The 19029-nt window shown below is 61.4% G+C and carries 10 protein-coding genes; 2 read left to right on the plus strand and 8 right to left on the minus strand.

All coding sequences use genetic code 11. The features are described 5' to 3' along the window. Nucleotide 1 precedes the first annotated feature (1 nt). The 4 genes from ACLH0H_RS07550 to ACLH0H_RS07565 form a co-directional block, all read right to left on the minus strand. A complete protein-coding gene (locus ACLH0H_RS07550) occupies nt 2-520 on the minus strand; it encodes a penicillin-binding protein activator LpoB (protein WP_186687434.1) in 519 nt (172 codons plus the stop codon). Nucleotides 521-547: 27 nt separating this feature from the next. After that, a complete protein-coding gene (locus ACLH0H_RS07555) occupies nt 548-4156 on the minus strand; it encodes a tetratricopeptide repeat protein (RefSeq protein ID WP_411381547.1) in 3609 nt (1202 codons plus the stop codon). Further along, nucleotides 4134-6947: a bifunctional glycoside hydrolase 114/ polysaccharide deacetylase family protein gene (locus tag ACLH0H_RS07560; protein ID WP_411381548.1), complete on the minus strand. Its 2814-nt coding sequence runs from the start codon at nt 6945-6947 to the stop codon at nt 4134-4136. Before ACLH0H_RS07560 ends, ACLH0H_RS07555 begins: the two co-directional genes overlap by 23 nt. 63 nt (nt 6948-7010) lie before the next feature. Next, the gene (locus ACLH0H_RS07565; RefSeq protein WP_411381549.1) at nt 7011-7943 is read right to left on the minus strand and encodes an NAD-dependent epimerase/dehydratase family protein; all 933 of its coding nucleotides are present in this window, start codon (nt 7941-7943) and stop codon (nt 7011-7013) included. Nucleotides 7944-8219: 276 nt separating this feature from the next. Between ACLH0H_RS07565 and ACLH0H_RS07570 the strand changes: the two genes are divergently transcribed. Further along, nucleotides 8220-10349, plus strand: a complete 2130-nt coding sequence (locus ACLH0H_RS07570) for a M48 family metalloprotease (RefSeq protein WP_411381550.1) — start codon at nt 8220-8222, stop codon at nt 10347-10349. Nucleotides 10350-10421: 72 nt separating this feature from the next. Here ACLH0H_RS07570 and ACLH0H_RS07575 read toward each other — a convergent pair whose 3' ends face one another. After that, nucleotides 10422-11723, minus strand: a complete 1302-nt coding sequence (locus ACLH0H_RS07575; RefSeq protein ID WP_411381551.1) for an OprD family porin — start codon at nt 11721-11723, stop codon at nt 10422-10424. Nucleotides 11724-12133: 410 nt separating this feature from the next. On the opposite strand from ACLH0H_RS07575, the gene ACLH0H_RS07580 reads away from it, so the two are divergent. Then, a complete protein-coding gene (locus ACLH0H_RS07580) occupies nt 12134-14221 on the plus strand; it encodes a TonB-dependent receptor (RefSeq protein WP_411381552.1) in 2088 nt (695 codons plus the stop codon). A gap of 61 nt (nt 14222-14282) precedes the next feature. On the opposite strand, the gene ACLH0H_RS07585 is transcribed toward ACLH0H_RS07580, so the two are convergent. The 3 genes from ACLH0H_RS07585 to ACLH0H_RS07595 all read right to left on the minus strand — a co-directional run bounded on the left by ACLH0H_RS07585 (nt 14283) and on the right by ACLH0H_RS07595 (nt 18881). Then, entirely contained in the window at nt 14283-14498 is a 216-nt protein-coding gene (locus tag ACLH0H_RS07585; RefSeq protein WP_411381553.1) for a hypothetical protein, read from the minus strand. A 246-nt stretch (nt 14499-14744) separates the two neighbouring features. Further along, a complete protein-coding gene (aguA, locus tag ACLH0H_RS07590; protein ID WP_411381554.1) occupies nt 14745-15851 on the minus strand; it encodes an agmatine deiminase in 1107 nt (368 codons plus the stop codon). A gap of 120 nt (nt 15852-15971) precedes the next feature. Next, the gene (locus ACLH0H_RS07595) at nt 15972-18881 is read right to left on the minus strand and encodes an aminotransferase (RefSeq protein ID WP_411381555.1); all 2910 of its coding nucleotides are present in this window, start codon (nt 18879-18881) and stop codon (nt 15972-15974) included. Nucleotides 18882-19029: the final 148 nt, after the last annotated feature.

Below are 19029 nucleotides of genomic sequence, written 5' to 3' on the forward strand. Positions count from 1 at the left end.
ATCACTCGAACCGAAGGGCGCCAACAAGGTTGTCGATCACCTTTTGAGCGTTACCCGCCAGGCTTTCACGGGACCAGCCGGCGCGCGCGCCACTTTTGCTCCACAGCACGCGACCGCTGTTGGCTTCCAGCACGCGCAGGCTGATGCCCACCGCCGGTTCACCGTCCAGGCCGTTCTTGTACTGCCACTCTTCCACACTGCCGGCGACCACGTAATCGAGCTTCTGCTCGCGTGCCCAATCGAGGGCACCGGCCAGGCGCTCATTGTCATCCATCAAGGCTTGTTCGCCCTGGGTGCTGACCGGGTAAACCCGTGGTTGCAGGCCGTGGCTGCTGAGCACACTGAGCAGGATCTGCTCGCTGCGCTCACCGGCTTGCGGGGTCTGGGAATAGTTGACCATCGGCACGATGCCCCACTGCGCAGTGCGCGGCAGGTTCGGGCTGGTTTCACTGGTGAAGCTCGAGCAGCCGGCAACGAACAGTACTGTCAGCGCCAGGCTCAGGTTACGAATTACTTGCATAGGTTTTCTCCCGTAGAGATTCTGTAATCAGCGCCCGAAACGCACGCCGTAGCTCATACCCAGTGTTCCGCCGGATTTGCCATCCCCGCCTTGTGGCGCGGATTGGTAACCGACGGTCAGGGCCAGTTCGTCGTCACCCAGCACTTCGAAGCCGATGCCGGTGTTCATGCCGTAGTTGAAAGTCTGGTCTGTCCACTGCCAGCCGGCTGTCATGTCGACCAGCCAGGTGTATTGCGGCTTGGTGCGCACCAGCGCCCCAGGGATGCCGCGACGCCAGGTGGTGCCGACGTAGAGTTGGCCGTAGCGGCTTTGCAGTAGGTTGTCGCTGGTGACTGGGTCCAGATCGAGCGGATCAGGCAGCCCGGTATCGGTATCTATCGACTGCGGCGTCACCTTGACGGCACCGCCGTTGCGGCTCGACAGATAGTCCAGTTGCCGATCTTTCACGCTGTTCTTCTGGTAATCCACACCACTGCGCACCGTCCAGTTGGGCCCGGCGAATTCCAGCGTGTGGTTAAGCTCCATCTTCAACGCGTGCCCGGTGCCCAGCGAGTCGCCGGCACGGGTCGAGAATGAACGCTGCGCCACTTCCCAGCTCAACTGGTCCCGTGCGGTCAGGCCGTGACGCCCGCCGACCCAGGCCCGGTCCTGCTGACCGAACGCGCGCATCAAGCCGCTGTCGTCGCTCTTGCGATGCCAGTCCAGGCCGGTTTCCAGCTGATGGCTGTTACCCAACTGCCACATGCGCGACAGGCCCAGGCCATTGCGGTCGTCGTCCTTGCGCTGGCTGGTGTCGGCGAACAGTTTCCAACTGCCGTTTTCCACCGAGCGAACCAGAGTCAGGGCGGCGTTGCTCTCGTCACCGATTCTTGAGGAGATAACGTCATCGCCCTGGTATTTACCGTGTTCCACCTCAAGGTCGGCGTACCACTTGTCACCGATGTTATGCGCGATTTCCAGGCGCGGCGCATCAAACGAGAGGCCACCGAAATCCTGCTTCTGGTACGACAGCAGCGCGCCTTGCGGGGTGCTTTCGTGGATTTCCACGGCCTGGCGGCGCAGTTGTTCGCGCACCGATTCCGGCTGGTCGTCACCCAATGCACTCAGGCTGGTTTCCAGCGCTTCGTTGTCGCGCCCCAGGCGGCTGAGGGCCTGCGCACGTTGCGCCGGGTTCAGGTCGCTGCTGGCCAGCAAGGTTTCAACCTGGGCCTTGTTGCGGCTGCGCAGGGCTTCCTGGATCTGCTCGTAGCGGTCGACCTTGAGGCCTTGGCCACGCGCCCATTCCAGCCATTGGTCTTTCTGCGATTCCTGATTGGTCGCATCCAGCCGCGCCAGCAAGCGTTCGAACCACATCTGTTTCATCGACGGCGAACCGTCCTTCCACTTCAGCAGTTCCTGCTGCGCCTTGCGTGGCGAGTAGCTGCTGGACATCAAGCGCAACCAGATCCCGTAACGCTGCGACGAAGGCTGCAAGCCGTCGGCCTCAGGGTTGCGCAGCAGCTTCAGGCGCAGGCGTTGCGCGGCGTCCTGGTAACCGGCGGTGTCCAGTGCATCGGCGTAGGCGGCCTGCACCAGCCAGTCGTTCGGGGTGAGCCTGAGGTACATGCGGTACCAGGCCAACGCCTCGGTATCGCGGTTCAACAACTGACTGGCGCTGGCAAACGGCAGCCACAGCAGGCGGTCTTCACGCGCATTGGCACGCCATTGGGCCAGCAGTGGCTTGAGTTTCTCGGTGTTGCCCTGGTCGACATACATCCAGATCATGCGTTCGCGAAACAGGTTGTCATTCGGGAAGCGCGACAGGCCCAGCAAGTACAAACGCTCGGCTTCGGCGCTGTCGCCCTGTTCGATCGCCAGTGCGCCACGTACCGCCAGGACCTGGGCTTGCTCGTAGGCATCCGGGTACTGTTTGGCGTCTTCCAGCAAGTCGGCCACCAGGTCCCAATTCTGCAATTCCTGGGCGAGCTGCAGCGCCTCGACCAAGCGTTGCGGGTCCTGGGCGCGGCGCCAACTGGCGACCATCAAGGCCAGAGCCCGTTCAGGGTCGCGGGTGCGGTACAGGGTAATCAACTGGCTTTCATCGCCGCTGACCAGCTTGCCGTTGATGGCCAGCAGTCGTTCCAGCGAAACGCGCAGGTCTTCGTCACGCTCCAGGTCCCAGGCCAGGCCGGCGCGGGCGTGCCAATACTCGGCATCCTGGATCGAGGGGTCATCCTCTTTCACCACGTCCCAGGCAGCCTGCTCGTTAAACAGCTTCATCTCGGTGCCAACCCAGTCCACCCGCTCGGTCGGGGTCAGCGTGAAGCGTTTGGCATAGTCGTTGTAGACCTTGCTGCGTGCGGCGAACTGCCCGGTGTTATCCAGGTTCTGCAGCAAACGTGTCCACGCCAGGCGGTGCCCTGGGTATTTGCGCAGATAGGTGCGCAACCAGGCTTCGGCCTCGGCGGGCGTGCCGCGCGATTCGTGGCCGTAGACCAAGGCGTCCAGCTCGATATCGGTGAGCGCGCGCTGCTGCATGATTTCGGCGAGCAACGGGATCGAACGGTCGAAATCGAACAGTTGGCTGGCCAGGCGCCAGGCGTGTTCGCGGGTTTTCGGGTCTTCCTTGAGCTTGAGCAAGCGAATCCAATAACCGACTGCCGCTGCGTTATCGCCGCGCCATTCACCCAGGAGCGCCATTTGCTCAAGCAACATGGGGTCATCCGGATAGTCGACCGTCAATTGCTGACCGGTTTCCCACGCGCCCGCCAGGTCGTTGATGGCCAGGCGTACATGGAATTCCTTCAGCGCAATTTTCGGATTCTCTGGCTGCACTTCGCGCCACTGCTTGAGCACGCGCTGCGCCAGGTCAAAACGCTTGGTCGCCACAGCCACGTCGACGCCCTGCTCCAACCACGCCACATCGGCCGGGGAATTGGTGAGCTGGGGCAATTCGTCGGCCAGCACCTGCGCCGCCTGTTCGTCGTGGCCCGCCGACAGCAAGCTGTTAAACGCCAACAGCGCGTAATCACGGCGCTCGGCCGGCAGCTGGGCGTCGCGGCGCAGTTGCAGGTAGATATCCGCGGCATGCTGCGGTTGGCCGCTGGCCATGTACCACTGCGCGGCTGACTTGAGGGCCTCGGCACGTTGCGCCGGATCGCGCGCGGCGATCTCTTCATACACGTTGGCCGCGAACTCAGGCGCCTGCAACGTCAACGCGCGCTTGGCCAGGTTTTGCAACTGCGGCATCGGCAATTTGCGGTAATCGAAGCTGCCCAGGCGCTCGGCCAGGGCCCGTTGCGCGATCAGGTCGTTGCTGCTGTCGGCGACCAGGGCGTCCAGTTCCAGGCGGTAGTAAGCCTGGGTTTCAGGCTGTGGCTTGGGCCAGGCCTCCAGGTGCTGACGCGCCTTGGTGTAGTCGCCCAGGCGAATCAACAGGTCGACCAGTTGCAGGCGCAAGTGATCGTCGTCCGGGTGCGCCGTCAGCAGCAGCTCGGCATAGTTGGCCGATACCGCATCAGGCTGGCGACCATCGGGCTGGAACACTTCTTCACGCTGGAAGGTCGCCCACAACAGGCCACCCACCGCCACCGCCACCACCGCCAATGCCCAGGGATTGAGCAGACGGCTGTTCTTAGTTGCAGAGGAGCTGACCATTACTCACCTGCTTCATAGGTAATTGAAAAGTCCACAGGCCGGCCGAAGCCTTGCCTGCAAAGCGTTGTCCATCCACTTCCACGCGGCAGGCACTGGCCGAGCGCACGGAAAAGGTCAGGTCGAACTGACCGGCAAAGGCAAAACTCACGCGCCGCTCATCCAGGTAACGCCAGTCCAGCAAAGGCACATTGGCTTCTTCCAGCGCAGGTCTGGGGTCTCGATCCGGGCGCAGCACCAGCAAGGCTTTGTCGCTGCTCAGGGCCACGTAGCGCCCTTGCGGTAAATCGCGTACACCGGCGATGCCCTGCGATTGCAGCAGGTCCGGCCAGCCCATCTGCGCGTCCAGGCGCACGGTACGCAGCGCGTCCATGCCGCGGATCTGCCAGGCACCATCGGCGGTGCGGGCCAGGCTCGCCTGGTACAGGCCATGCAGACGGTCGAGGTAGTCGCTCATCCACAACGACATCGGCTGCTGCTCGCGCATGTACCCGTAGATCTCGTGCATGGCCTTGATCGATGCCTGCTTGGTGCTGGAATAGAAGTGGTAATAAAGGTGCAGGCCGCGCAGACGGCGCGGGCTATCGGTAAGCTCGAAGGTCTCGATCAACTCGCGGAAGCCGTAATACGGGCCCTTCCACAGGTTGGTGTAGAGGTTCTCGTTGATGATCGGCGCGTAGTACTGCAAGCCGCCCGGGGTTGGGCGCAGCAGTGGGTTGAGGCCGGTCAGCGACGGATTGGCCTTGGTCATGATGGTTTCGGCGCCGTTGACGTTTTTCAGGCCGGCGTCGTAGGCCAACTTGATGGTGTCGGACGACGGCAGCGCGTCACCGGGCCAGAACACCAGCTTCACCGGCTTTTGCGGGGTGGTCAGGTTCTGGTTGATGTAGTCGCGCGAACCGAAGATTTCGCGGCGAAAATCGATTTTTTCGTAGCCCGGCACCTTCATGTTCATGCCGTATTCCGGGCTGAAGTTTTCGCGTTTCTTGGCTTTGTCCGGCTGCATGAAAAACGGGTGGCTGAAGGTGTGCGTGGCGACTTCAACCTTCGGGTTGGCGAAGATTTCGCGCGCAATCGGCTCCAGTTCACGGGCAAGAAACGGGAACGCGCCGCGCGGCGAAATCTCGGCCTCGATGATCGATACCGAAGTCAGGAACGGGTTGGGCTTGATGTAGTCTTCCAGGGTGTGACGCCCGGCGTAAGGCGTGCCGCGCACTTCAGCGCGAGAAGGGAAACCGTCGCCGTCGATGTGCACAGTGGCGATGCGTCGGCCGTTTTCGGTGGTGCTGTCCGGGCGCGGCTGGCTTGGCAGGTGCAGGCTGGCCTGCAGGAACGCAAAGGGATCAAGGATCCAGCGGCTGCGTTCGTTGTTGGTTTCCAGCAGATAAGGGGCGAGCGCCAGGCCGCCCCACTTGCCTACGACCACCGGGGTGAACACGTCACCGCCGGCGCCGGTCAGCGACAGCGCGGCAGTCGGGCCGTTGGGCATGACCGACACAGCGGTGAGGTCACGCGAGCGCGGCACCACCGGCGCTTCGAATGCGCCTACCAGGGCTTTGTCCTGGTGAGTCACGGTCACCACTTGTGTGGCAGGCGGCACATCGCGCTTGAGGCCCAGGCGTTTGAGCAGCAATTTGTCTTCAATCGGCAAACCGCTGAAAAACGCGACGGGCACTTGTTCGTCCAGCCGCGCATTGATGAAGCGGTTAAAAGCGGCAGGGTCCTGCGGCGGGCCGCTGGTCATCCAGGTCACGACGCCAGCGTACAGGCCGCCGAAGCTGTAGCGCGGAAGGTCGCTGTCAGCCGGGAAGTAGTCGACGCGATAGCCCAGGTATTCCAGCAAGCCGCCAAGTTCGGTATGGCCAGCGGCATCTTCCAGCGCGCCTTCGCGCGGGTCGAAAAGCAGCGCGATACGGCGTGGCTGAACCTCGATGCTGCTGATGCCCATCGTGTTCAGATCAGGCGTGCTGATGTACGGGATGAAGCCTTCGTCGCGCAGACGCTTGGCCAGCTTGCGCGCTTCTTCGCGGCGCTCGGGCGGCAAGTAATCGATCGCTACCAGCGGAATGCCTTTGGCACGCAACGGTTGCAGATGGGTTTCAAGCCACTGGCGATCGGACTCCGACACCGGGCGATAACGCTTGGCGGAGGCGTCCCAGCCGGCGTGAATCGACTCGACCGCCACGGCGGCGGCGACGCCGTCCAGCTCGGGCAGTACTTCGAAACCGCGATTGAAGAACAGCTTCAATTTTGGCTGGCGCTTGTGCAGGTCGCGCAGCAAGTTGGCCAGGCCTACCCGCTGCGACTCACGCTGGGCTTGGGGCAACAACTGGAAACTGTCGAGGGTGTCGAGAAACACGCCGCCATAACCTTGGGCTTCCAAGTCTTTGGCGCGAGCGAACAAGTGCTCGCGCCAGGCTTGTGTGGTGAGGTCCATGACCTGGCTGTTCCAGGCATCGTTACGCACCGGGGACACCGCTTTGCTCAAGCCGGCTTTTGCGAGTTCCGCTTTATTACCGTCAAATTCGCCCACCGACAGATAGGCAAAGGGTTCGCTGCCCAGCGTACGCAGGGTTTTGACGTCGGCAGGCGTCATGTGGCCCGGCTCGACCACAGCCCAGTCGAACTGCGCCAACTCCGCCAGGGGTGGTTGGTCGGCATACCAAAAGGCCACGCTGGCCGGCTGCGGCAACGTCGCGGCCTGCACCGTGGACCCGCCAACGAACAACGCAAAAGCGGCCAGCAGCCGCTCGGCTATTGCACGGACACGCGTCCCGCGAAAAACGATTTCCATAATGCACTCTTGAAATGACTGAAACTGAGACGGCGCTAAGGTCGAACCGGGTGACCGACGGGTTTACAAACTGCGAAGTAGCTGCGCCAACCCCTGGCCGACGGATGTCGGCGTCGAGAGTTCAAAGCGTTGCAGCAGGCGTGTGTTGTCAGCGCGGGAATGGCGAATATCGCCCTGGCGCTGCGCCTGATGCGTCACCGTCAGCGCAGTGCCGGTCGCGCCGCCCAGTTCGCCGATCAGGTCGTTCAAGCTGGTCGCGCGGCTGAACCCGACGTTGACCGCACCTAGGGCGGCATCGGGGGCTCGCACGGCCTGCACGAGAATGCTCACAAGATCCTGCACGTAGACGAAATCGCGGGTCTGCCCACCGTCACCGAATACGGTGATCGGCTGCTTGGCGATTGCCCGCTGGCTGAAGATGCTGATCACACCCGAGTACGGGGAGGACGGGTCCTGGCGCGGGCCAAAGATGTTGAAGAAGCGAAAGATCACCGGCTCCAGGCCATGCTCGCGACGGTAGAAGTCCAGGTAGTACTCACTGGCCAGCTTGTCGCACGCATAAGGCGTCAGGGGCGACTTGGGGGTGTCTTCTTCAATGGCCGTGCCTTCGCCATTGTTGCCGTAGACGGCAGCACTGGAAGCGAATACCACACGCTTCACACCGGCCTTGAGCATGGCCTGGCACACATTGAGCGTGCCGACAAAATTGCTTTGGTGGGTCGCGACAGGGTCATCCACCGACGCCTGCACAGATGCCACTGCCGCCAGGTGGACCACCGCGTCACAACCCAGCATGGCCTGCTCGACCACCGCTTTGTCGGCGACGTCACCCACGACGACATCCAGATTCGGCTTGCCGACCGGTAAATTGGCCATCTTGCCGGTCGACAGGTTATCCAGCACACGAATGCTGTATCCCTCGGCCAGCAAGGCATCTACCAGATGCGAGCCGATAAAGCCTGCACCACCGGTAACCAAAACTCGCTTAACATCCATGAAGTTTCTTCCTGAGGACTCAAGCGGAGGTTTCATGTGGTCAGTCCGCTAACGGTGGCACGATTAAGGCCCTGCACCGACTGGAAAAATTCCGAATCCGTGCGGTCAATGATGTCATTTTAATGGCTTGAAGCCATCAAAACGCCGCCGATCATGTTAGATTCGGGAGAAACTGTCAACGTATTGTCTTTTGTGCCGCCGGACGGTAGGCGACTGGAAATTATCGCCATTTAATTGACTTTCATACCCGAAACCTTGCGTCGTGAACGGACTCCCATGAACGCCCTGAAACTGATCTTTCTGCTGGTGGTTTTCCCGCTTTTGTTGGCCGCCCTGGGTGGGTGGGAGCGCCAGCGCGCGCAAGAGGCGACTACGCAAATGGTCGACTACGCCGCCAACGTGGTCATTGCCAAACGCCAATTGCAGGCGCTGGCTGCGCAAGATCCCGCTGCCGTCATCACTATCAACGCCGAAAAAATCAGCGTGCAGTTAGCCCTTACACGCCTGGCGAAGATTGAAGCCGAACTGCCCACTGCTCACCCTATAAACCGTGCATTGCAAACGCTGGCGCTGTGGGTGATCGGCCTGGGGCTGTTGGCGGCGCTTATCGGCACAACAGCAATGCTCGGCACACACTGGGCAGGCCTGCGGGCGCGGCAGTCGCGGGACAGGTTGTTGCACGCATTCGCCCTTGGCAGCCGTTTATTGCCCTACGTGTTGGTGGGTCATGGGGTGGCGATGGCTGCCGCCGTGGCGCTGATGCTGAGTTATGAAGGCCTGGCGATGTGGCACATCGGCCGGCTGGGCAGCGGAGAAATCAAGCTGATGGCGGTGCTGGGGGTTATCGCGGCGTTTTGCGTGTATTCGATCTGGCTGCTGCTCAAGCAACTGCGGCGCATGTTGGTCATGTTCAAGCCCGAACCGGTTGAGATGTTCGGCCTGGAGGTCACGCCCGAACAGGCGCCAGTCTTGTGGAGCCATGTAACCGAACTGGCGGGCAACCTCGGTGCGCTGCCACCGGACCATATCGTGGTGAGCCTGGCCGAAGGTTTTTACGTGACCTCAAGCGAGGCCAATGTGCTGCCGGCGCAAATACCGCTACGTGGGCGCACGCTGCATCTACCCCTGCTGCACCTGGGCCTGCTGAACCGAGACGAGATCGGCGCGGTCATCGGTCATGAACTGGCGCACTTCGCGGGCGAAGACACCGATTACAGCCTGCGCTTTTTACCGATCTACGATGGAGTCAATCGCAGCCTGGAGGCGCTGCTGGAAACCATGGCTGCCAGTGATTTCATCCAGGGCCGGCTGATGCGCCCCTCGTTCATGTTCGGTGTGTTTTTCATGCAGCGCTTTGACCACGCGGTGAACCGCTGGAGCCGTGAACGCGAGCTGTTGGCGGACGCCGCAGGGGCTCGGCTGGTGGGTAATGCAGCGGCGGCGTCGGCGTTGTTGCGGGTGTCGGTCCTGCAACCGCATGTTGAAGAGGCATTGATCGCGCATTGCGAAAAAAACGAGGGTAACGAGCTGATCGGCGCTGTCCTCGTCGCGCTGCAAACCCGAGAGCTGCAATTACCGCCGCAGGCACTGGAGTTCCACCAACCTCACCCGACCGATTCCCATCCGTCTAACGGCGAACGCCTGCAAGCACTTCAAGTGCCGTTGGAGTTCGCTCGGCACAGCGCCACTCGCGCCTTGGACGCCCACGCCGCGAACCAGCAAATCGACGCTTATTTCAGCGCGCCGCAGGCGGTTCGGGAACAGCTCTCCCGCGCGCTGATCGAGGTGGCCGAGTCAGAAAACACCGCGCAAACCCAGTTGCTGGAAGCCATGGCCGCGGGCGCGCAGGGCGAACACGCATTGCATGAAGGCGGGCAATGGCGCGGCGTGCTGATGGCTGCCATGGCGGTGCCGTTCGTGCTGCTGGCGATCTGGGCCATGAGCCGGCCCTGGCTCGCTCCCGAACGCTTGAAGGGCACGCCCTGGTCTGCTCTTGGCGCGGGGGCGGCAATCGGCAGCATCGCGCTGATTTTTTTATGGCTGGGCGTGCGCCGCTTCAAACGCGCACCGCAAACGGCCTTGCGCCTGACGCCTGAGCATTTCGTGTTCGCCAATCTGGATCAACCGTTGCCGATCGAGCACATCGCCGACGTCTCGCTGCAGTTCATGCAGGGCATTTGGATAACGGTGGAGCTGGCCCCGCAAGCGCCGTTGCCGCAGATGCGCAAGAGCGCCTTTGGCGTGCCGGGCGCGCGGGTCAACAAGAAGAAACGCCAGGTGTTGCTGCAGATGGCGCAGCTGTGCATCAATGACAAAAAGATTCAACCCTACGAGGGGTTGATGCTGATGAGCGAGTACGTGAACGCGTCCCTCGCCCGTAAAATCCTGCAGGAGCAAAAGAGCTGATAACCACGCATAAAAAACCCCGAACCAGTCGGGGTTTCTTATCGCCTGGCATCAGGCGAGACCTGCAATCAATCAGAACACATTGATCGGGTAGTCGGCGAACAGACGGATTTCGTTACCGCCGACGTTGTACTGGTCAGCATTGCTGGAAACGCGCAGCCACGAGGCTCGTGCACGCAGGCTCAGGTCTTTGGCAGGGCCGCTCTGGACCACGTACTTGAACTGGTTCCAGATTTCACGCTCGGTGCCATCGCCCCGGTTGGTACCGTCGTCGATGTTGGTACCGCGCACGTAGGCCACGTTGTAGGTCAGGCCCGGCACGCCGAAGGTGGCGAAATCGATGCCGTAGCCAAGCTGCCACGAACGCTCGTCCTTGCCGTTGAAGTCGGACCAGTAGGAGTTGGCCAGTAGGATGGTGTTGCCACCGTCGCCAATGCCGCCGGCGTTGCGGTAGCCGCCGTACAGGTAGCCGGTGTCACCGGTGCTGCGCTGATGAGCGACGGTGAAGCTGTGCGGGCCAACGGCCCACGTGGCGCCCAGGCTCCAGATTTTGTTGTCGCGTGCGTCTTCGTTCTTCTGGTTTTCCAGGGCGAAGCTTTTGTCCAACTTGGTTTTGTAGCCGTTGAAGTCAAACGTCAGCGACTGCTTCTCTGGCAGGGCCAGCACGTAGTTGATGTTGACGTATTGCTTCTTCAGCACGTCTTCCATGTCGGAGGCGTACAAGGCTGCCGACAGGCTCTCGGTGAATTTGTAGCTGCCGCCGATGTAGTCGATGCTTTTCAGGCCACCGCTGTCGGTGCCTTCCATGCTCTTGCGCGCTTCTTTGGTGAAGTGACCCGCGTCCAGTTGCAGGCCGGCAATCTCTTTGGAGACGATCGACGTACCGGTGTAAGTTTCGGACAACAGCCGGGAGTTGTCGTACTGCAGCACAGGCACGGCAGGGAACTGATCGCCGTACTTGAGCACCGTGTTGGAAACACGAAACTTCACGGCCGCGCCGCCTTTGGCCAGGTCGTGTGGCGCCGAGCCAGGGTTATTGGGGGTGCCGTTGCCCTGCTTGAAGAAGTCGATACCGCCGGCGCCGGCGCGACCTTTACCGCCGTCCAGACGGATAGCGTACTGACCGATCACGTCCACACCCACACCGACGGTGCCTTGGGTGAAACCGGACTCCAGCTTGCCGATGAAGCCCTGGCCCCATTCGGCTTTGTCTCGCTGGCCGTTCTTGTAGTCACGGCTGATGTAGGCGTTACGGGCGGCGATGTTCAGGTGACTGTCTTCGACAAAACCCTTGGATTGATCCTGGTCGTTTGCCATGGCTGTCGATGCGCTCAAAATCCCCAGAGCGATCAGACTCATCCGTTGCTTCAACATTTTTTTGTATTCCTTATTTCTGGTTGAGTACGCCCTGTGACACCAGGCTCCATGTCGTTTCTGGTGTCGACTGGTTCCGGAAAAAAGAAGGCCCGCGGATGACTTAACAGGCCGCGGGCCTTCTTTTTATTGGATGAGTCATGGCGGTTAGCCACAGGCGTTGGGGGCAATCCTAGTCGCGCGTTGAACTATGTGTCAATTTCGTGAATCGTCTGTATTTAGGCGAAATAATTCTAAGGAACGGCTTATGGCTGTTCTGAAAGCGACAATAAACCGCAGGCAAAAGTACAAAAAACACATCCGGTTACATATTTACGTCTTGATACGTTTGGGAATAGATAACGCACGCAAATGCAAAGCATTACTATTCGCGCGCATTTTCCCTCCTATCAATTCGGACACATTTATCCATGCCTGCCTTTCGCCTGACGCCCATCAACCTTGGGCTTTGCGTTCTGCTGTCTGCCGGTTTTGCTTGTGGCGCCACGACGCTGCCCGAAACGTCGATCAGCGCCGAAGCTGACGAAGACGACCCGCGCGTCAAGGAAACCAACACGGCCACCCGCACCGCCACACCTGTGCGTTATGTGCCGCAGGCCATCGACTCAGTGAAGACCGAAAGCCTGCGCGCCTATGGCACCAATGACCTGGGCCAGGCGTTAAGCGGCATTCCAAACGTAAGCAGCGGCGCCGACACGCGCTTCGACAGCTTGCGCATCCGTGGTTTCGACGCGAGCAATGACTTTTACCTCGACGGCATTCGCGACGACAGCCAGTACATTCGCGACCTGCATAACATCGAGCGCATTGAAGTGCTCAAAGGGCCAGCAGCCGTACTTTACGGGCGAGGCGGCCAGGGAGGGATCGTCAACCGTGTAAGCAAACTGCCGGCCGCCGGTCGCAAATCCAGCATCGAAGCCCAGGGCGGCAGCAACGATTTGCGCAGCCTGTATGCCGACCTCAGCAGCGACCCCAGCGATGACATCAGCCTGCGCCTGAACATGGGTAACCAGGACAACAACAGCTTTCGTGATGGCGTCAGCGGCAATCGCCAACTGTTTGCACCGTCCATGAGCTGGCAGCTCACGCCCGACCTTAACTGGCTGGTGCAATACGAATACAGCCGTTACAACCGCACGCCGGACCGTGGCATTCCCGGCGTCAACGGCAGCCCGGCCGATGTGAGCCGCAGCACCACCTATGGCGACAGCCGCGATTACATCGACGACAAAACCCAGTCGCTGCGCTCCAAGCTGGCCTACGAACTCAACGACAACTGGCAACTGCGCCAAACCCTGGGCGTGTTCAAGCTGGACAGCGATTTCGACAACACCTACCTCACCGGCTACACCCCGGCGACCAACCGCGTCACGCGTCAACGCTGGCAGCAGGACCTGACCACCCTCAATATCTTCAATAATGTCGAGCTGGAAGGTGGCTTCAGCACCTTCGGCCTGGAACACCGCCTGCTCACCGGCCTTGAGCTGGGCAGCCAGCGCCGCGATCCGAAGCTGTACACCGCCACTGCGGTCAACCGTGGCGGCCAGGCCGTGCCGAGCCTGGACCTCAACCAACCCAACCGCCATCTGAGCCACACAGGGCGGATGAGTGTGTCGAGCGATAACCACACCGAAGTCGAAAGCCGTGCGCTTTATGCGCAGGACCAATTGCGCCTGAATGATCAGTGGCAAGTGCTCGCCGGCCTGCGTTACGACCGCTTCGAGGTCGACACCACGAACAACCTGCTCGACACCCGCCAGGCCGTCAAAAGCCACAGCACCAGCCCGCGCTTGGGCCTGGTATGGACGCCGCTGGAGCATCATTCGTTCTATGCATCGTGGAGCAAGACCTTCTCCCCGGCCGGTGGCGGCTTGATCGGCATCACCCCGAACGCTGCCGGCAGCGTCAACGACCTGAGCCCCGAGCTGACCAAACAGAAAGAAATCGGGGTCAAGAGCGACTGGTTCGACGACCGCCTGAGCACCACCCTGGCGGTGTACGAACTGGAGCTCTACAACCGTCGCACCAGCGACCCGCTGGACCGCACTATCACCCTGCTCAGCGGCCTGCAGCGCTCACGCGGCGTGGAGCTGACCGCCACCGGCAAGATTGTCGGCAACTGGTACGTACGCGGCGGCGTCGGCCTGCAGGATGCCAAGGTAGAGAAGGACAACAACGGCTTCAAAGGCAAACGCGTCAGCGACGTGGCCAAGCGCAATGCCAGCCTGTTCATCACCTGGAAACCGGAGATGGGCTGGTACGCTGAAACCGGTTTGACCCTGGTGGGCGACCGTTATGCCGACAGCCTCAACACCGTGGTGCTGCCGGGCTATGGCCGTTGGGACGCACTGGCCGGGTTCCGCCAGCAGACGTGGACCGTCAGCGCGGCGTTGAACAATATTGCGGATAAAACCTACTACGCGTCGGCGACCAGTGTGGCGCAGATTCAGCCGGGAGAGCCGCGTAGCGTGGTGATGACCGGCACGTACAGCTTCTAGCGTTCAATGCAATTAAATGTGGGAGCAAGCCCGCTCCCACACTTTTAATCTCAGTATTCTGTTAGTTCTTCAACAGATCGCACAACGCGTGCACTTCGTCCTCACTGAACAACCCCACCGGGTAACGTTCGGTCATCACGCTGCGCAGGTCCGGCTGCTGCCGGAGTTGTCGCGAGCCGTTTTCCTTCAACCAGAGCGCCAGCGCATGGATCTCGTTGGCGTTGACCCGCAAAGGGTGGAACGTGCGCGTGTACATCGGGTTGATATCGGCGTTCATTTCAGCGCTCTCTCCTACTGCGTGAGCGGCTAACTTACTCAAGGTTTATGACAGAACCGCGCAGTCATCACCCTCGGGCCACTGTGCCAACACCGATACAAGAGCTATGCCAATGTCTTGCCTTCATAGGCCTGCGCGCACAAAAAAGCCCGCGGCCTTGCTGGGCTGCGGGCTGGCTGCTGGCTTATCGCCGCAGGTGAAACCAGGTGACACCCGGCTACCGTCACGACGCTGTTACAACTGCACTCAGTTTTTGTGCGGTGCTGGCTGCTGTTGGGTCAGACAGTGGATGTTACCGCCACCCAGTAACAGTTCGCGGCCTGGCACCATCACCACTTCGTGCTGCGGGAACAGGTCCTGCAGGATCGCCTTGGCCTGGCTGTCCAGCGGATCGTCGAAGCTCGGCGCGATGATGCCGCCGTTGACGATCAGAAAGTTGACGTAGGAACCCGCCAACCGCGCGGCAGGATTGCGTTCCTGGGTGCCGTCAACCGGGTCGACACCGGCGCACTCCTCTTCGGTGGCATACAGCGGCCCCGGAATCGGCATTTTATGCACTATGAAGGAGCGGCCCTGGGCGTCGGTGCTGTTTTTCAGCACGTCCATGGCCGCGTGGCAGCGCGCGTAGTTAGGGTCTTGCGGGTCGTCGGTCCAGGCCAGCAGGACTTCGCCAGGGCGCACGTAGCAACAGAAGTTATCCACATGGCCGTCGGTCTCATCGTTGAACAGGCCATCCGGCAACCAGATGATCTTATCCACCGCCAGGTTGGCACTCAGCACGGCCTCAATCGCGGCGCGATCCAAGTGCGGGTTGCGATTGCGGTTGAGCAGGCACTCTTCGGTGGTGATCAGAGTGCCTTCGCCATCGACGTGAATCGAACCGCCTTCCAGCACAAAGCCTTCGGTGCGGTACCGCTGGGCGCGTTCGATTTCGAGGATCTTGCCGCCCACCTGCGCGTCGCGGTTCCACGGCGAATACAGGCCGCCGTCAAAACCGCCCCAGGCGTTGAAGTCCCAGTTCACGCCGCGCACTTCGCCGCTGTTGTTGATCACGAAAGTCGGGCCGGTGTCTCGCACCCAGGCGTCGTCGCTGGACATTTCCACCACGCGGATGTTCGGCACATCCAGGCGCGCACGGGCATTTTCGTACTGGCCGGCGGATACCGCCACGGTCACCGGTTCGAAACGTGCAATGGCCTTGGCCACCGCTACATGAGCGGCCTGCGCCGGCTTGCCACCCAGGCGCCAGTTATCGGGACGCTCGGGCCAGATCATCCAGGTTTGAGTCTGTGGCGCCCATTCGGCGGGCATGTGGAAACCATCGGCGCGAGGGGTGCTGTGCAGGGTGGTCATGGCGATTAAGGCTCCGATGAGGGTATGGCCGACTTTATAACGGATAAAAATCGGCATTAATAGCGTAAAAAAGTCATAGATGACGAATATTACAGTGATTAATCGATAATAATCGGTCAACTACAGTTGTTCATCCAACACCTTCGACAGCATGTCGACGAAGAAGTCCACGCTGCGTCTGGACGTGACCATCGGCGGCTTGATCTTGAGGATGTTCAAATAGTCCCCCGTGGGCTGCATGAAAATCCCCAACTCCCGCAGGCGATCACACAGCAAGGTGGTTTCTTCGGTGGCCGGCTCCAGGGTTTGCCGGTTGCGGACCAATTCCAGGCCCAGGTAAAAACCGGAACCATGCACGGCACCCACCAGCGGATGACGGTGGATCAGGGCTTGCAACCTGGCCTTGAAATGCCCGCCAACCACCTGGGCGTTTTCCCACAGCTTTTCTTCTTCCATGACATCCAGCACCGCCATGCCGATCCGGCAACTCACCGGACTGCCTCCCGACGATGAGAAGAAATACCCCTCAGCCTCCAGCGCTTCGGCGATTTCACGCCGGGTGATCACCGCGCCCAGCGGTTGCCCGTTGCCCATGCCCTTGGCCATGGTGATGATATCGGGCACCACGCCCTGCTCTTCGAAGCCCCAGAAGAAATGCCCCATACGGCCGTATCCCACCTGCACTTCATCGGCGATGCACACGCCGCCGCGGGCGCGCACAAGCGCATACACCTGCTGCAAATAGCCCGGCGGCAACGAGATCCCACCGGCGTTGCCGTACACCGGCTCGCAAATGAAGCCTGCCAGCTGGCGTTTGCTCGCGGCAATTTTCGCCAGGTTGTGTTCCACGCTTCGTACGTAGTCAGGCGCACTGTCCTGCCCACGGAATTCGCCTCGATAGGTATTGGGCGCCGTTACCGGGTGCACCCAGTCCGGGCGGCTGCTCAATGCCTGGGGGTTGTCGGCGATCGACGTGGACACCGCATCCGCCGCCACCGACCAGCCGTGGTACGCCTCCAGCACACTGAGCATGTCGCGCCCGCCGCTGTAGGCCCAGGCCAGGCGGATCGCCAAGTCATTGGCTTCGGTGCCGCTGTTGACCAGGAACACCCGGTCCATGCCCTGCGGCGCCAGCGCCAAGAGGCGCTCGGAAAATTCGGCAATCGCGGCGTAGTGAAAGCGCGAGTTGGTATTGAGCAGCGACCACTGCCTCGCCGCCTCGGACGCCATGCGCGGGTGGCCATGACCCAGCACCGCGACGTTGTTGAGCATGTCCAGGTACGAGCGGCCCTGCATGTCGATCAGGTGGTTGCGCCAGCCGCGCTCGATGCGCGGCGGGTCGACGTAATAGTGCTTTTGCGAACGCGCGAAACTGGCGTCGCGGCGGGCCAGCAGCGCCTTGGGGTCCAGCTCGGGTTCGGCATCGCAGGCCAGCCCCAGCAGCGCCGCCGGGGAGGGGCATAGCGCCTGCCATGCCTGGGCTCGCGAAGGCGTGCAGAACAGGGGGGCCGGCAGATCGGTTCGGCACAGTTGCACCGTCAGCGGGCCTTCAACCGTAGCGATCACCTGGTGCTTGAGCACGGCGGCGCCTGGCTGCAGCAGCGCTTTGGCGCCCCACAACCGCACGTCGGAATCGCTGCCGTGCAGACGCAGTTCACCGTCCACGCCCGCACATAGGGTGCCCGCGAACGGAGCTTCGACGGCTGTACCCAACGGCACACGCAGTTCGACATGCAACGGGAAAGTCTCAGGTTCATCGAAGCTGTCGGGCCGGGTCCGCGATAACCGGTACTGTCCATAGCGACTGGCCGCCAGGCCGTGCACCGCAGCGGCCTCCTGCAACAAACGCTGGTCGATACCCGGTTGCTCCCAGTTACCCGCCTCGAAATGCGGGCTGAGCACACCCAAGTCGATCAGCGCGAACTCACGGCCCACCAGCCCCGGCATCAATGGCGCGAAGCCGTGACCGGCCACCGTTGCCGGCGCCAGCCCGACGCAGCCTAGAATCGCAGCCTCCATCAAATCGAACGGCATTGACATCGCTACATGGAAGATTTCCCACTCATGTTTGGCGTTTTTCAGCAGGTAGCTGTTATCCGGGTCCAGGCGTTGCTGCTGCTCGCTGCTCAACACCAGCACCGCTGCACGGGCGACGATCAGAGGCCACAGCGCCAGCAATTCTTCGTGTTGCAACGGTGTCACCGAGTGACAGGCCTGAATCGCAGGCAAGATGGCAAACGGATCGCCCTCGGCATGGTGCAGCAACGCGGCGCAGGTCACCGAGAGGTCGGCAATGCGCCAGGTGTGCACCAGATCGCCAAAATCGATCACACCCTGAATTTGCCAGTGACGCTGCGCATCGCGCTGCCACACGACGTTGTCATCGGTGATGTCCATGTGCACCGCCTGCCACGGCAGGCGTTCGGCCAGGGGGCGAATACGCTTGTCGACCTGCTCGGCCGCGTGTTCCAGCGCCTCGCGATGGGGCAGGTTTTCCAGGTTTGCCAGCAGATGGGTAATCAGTTCCCCGGCATGGCGCGGGTCCCATTGCAGGGTGCGCGCAAGCCCCGGATGCTCGAACCGCGCCAGCGCCTGGCTCATCCGCCCGCACAGGTCGCCAAACCCTGCGATCACCTCGCGGCTCAAGTGAGGCAAATGGGTCAACGGCTGACCGTCGATATAGTCCAGCAGCCGCACGTGCAGGGTTTGACCTCCGACGGTCAGGGTCAGCAGCTCCTCACCGGTCAAGGCCTTGATCACCCGCGGCACGCGCACCCCGGCGTGGGCCTGCAAGTCATTGAGCGCCGCATGCTGGGCCTGCAGTTCGACGGCGGCGTAGTCGCCCCGGCAGATTTTCAGGACAAAGCTGCCGCGCGAATTGTCGACTTTGTAATTGAGGTCTTGCTGGCTGCCCAACGATTGCAAGGGGCCAGTGAGGCCGTAATGCTGCTCAAGCAACTGAGCCGCCTGATCGGGACCTAATTGCGGGCAGGGTAAACTGGCGCGGTGGATCAGAGTGGCGAGCAACATGGAAGGTGGCCTCGGTTTTTTAGGGGTGTATATCGCCACTATTCAGGGGGTTTACGCAACCCCCTGGCATACCGCGCTTGCGCGGCTCTGTCGCACAACTCAAGCTATGCTCCACTCGCTTGATCTTCGTCTTAGGAAAAGGCCCTCC

It is taken from the genome of Pseudomonas sp. MPB26 (genome assembly GCF_046605355.1).
Lineage (GTDB): Bacteria > Pseudomonadota > Gammaproteobacteria > Pseudomonadales > Pseudomonadaceae > Aquipseudomonas > Aquipseudomonas cedrina.

What these genes read in the sequence shown, in the direction of transcription:
- ACLH0H_RS07580 (WP_411381552.1), top strand. Translation starts at nt 12,134, where the DNA reads ATGCCTGCCTTTCGCCTGACGCCCATCAACCTTGGGCTTTGCGTTCTG.
- ACLH0H_RS07575 (WP_411381551.1), bottom strand. Translation starts at nt 11,723, where the DNA reads ATGTTGAAGCAACGGATGAGTCTGATCGCTCTGGGGATTTTGAGCGCA.
- ACLH0H_RS07560 (WP_411381548.1), bottom strand. Translation starts at nt 6,947, where the DNA reads ATGGAAATCGTTTTTCGCGGGACGCGTGTCCGTGCAATAGCCGAGCGG.
- ACLH0H_RS07555 (WP_411381547.1), bottom strand. Translation starts at nt 4,156, where the DNA reads ATGGTCAGCTCCTCTGCAACTAAGAACAGCCGTCTGCTCAATCCCTGG.
- ACLH0H_RS07595 (WP_411381555.1), bottom strand. Translation starts at nt 18,881, where the DNA reads ATGTTGCTCGCCACTCTGATCCACCGCGCCAGTTTACCCTGCCCGCAA.
- ACLH0H_RS07585 (WP_411381553.1), bottom strand. Translation starts at nt 14,498, where the DNA reads ATGAACGCCGATATCAACCCGATGTACACGCGCACGTTCCACCCTTTG.
- ACLH0H_RS07565 (WP_411381549.1), bottom strand. Translation starts at nt 7,943, where the DNA reads ATGGATGTTAAGCGAGTTTTGGTTACCGGTGGTGCAGGCTTTATCGGC.
- ACLH0H_RS07550 (WP_186687434.1), bottom strand. Translation starts at nt 520, where the DNA reads ATGCAAGTAATTCGTAACCTGAGCCTGGCGCTGACAGTACTGTTCGTT.
- ACLH0H_RS07570 (WP_411381550.1), top strand. Translation starts at nt 8,220, where the DNA reads ATGAACGCCCTGAAACTGATCTTTCTGCTGGTGGTTTTCCCGCTTTTG.
- aguA (WP_411381554.1), bottom strand. Translation starts at nt 15,851, where the DNA reads ATGACCACCCTGCACAGCACCCCTCGCGCCGATGGTTTCCACATGCCC.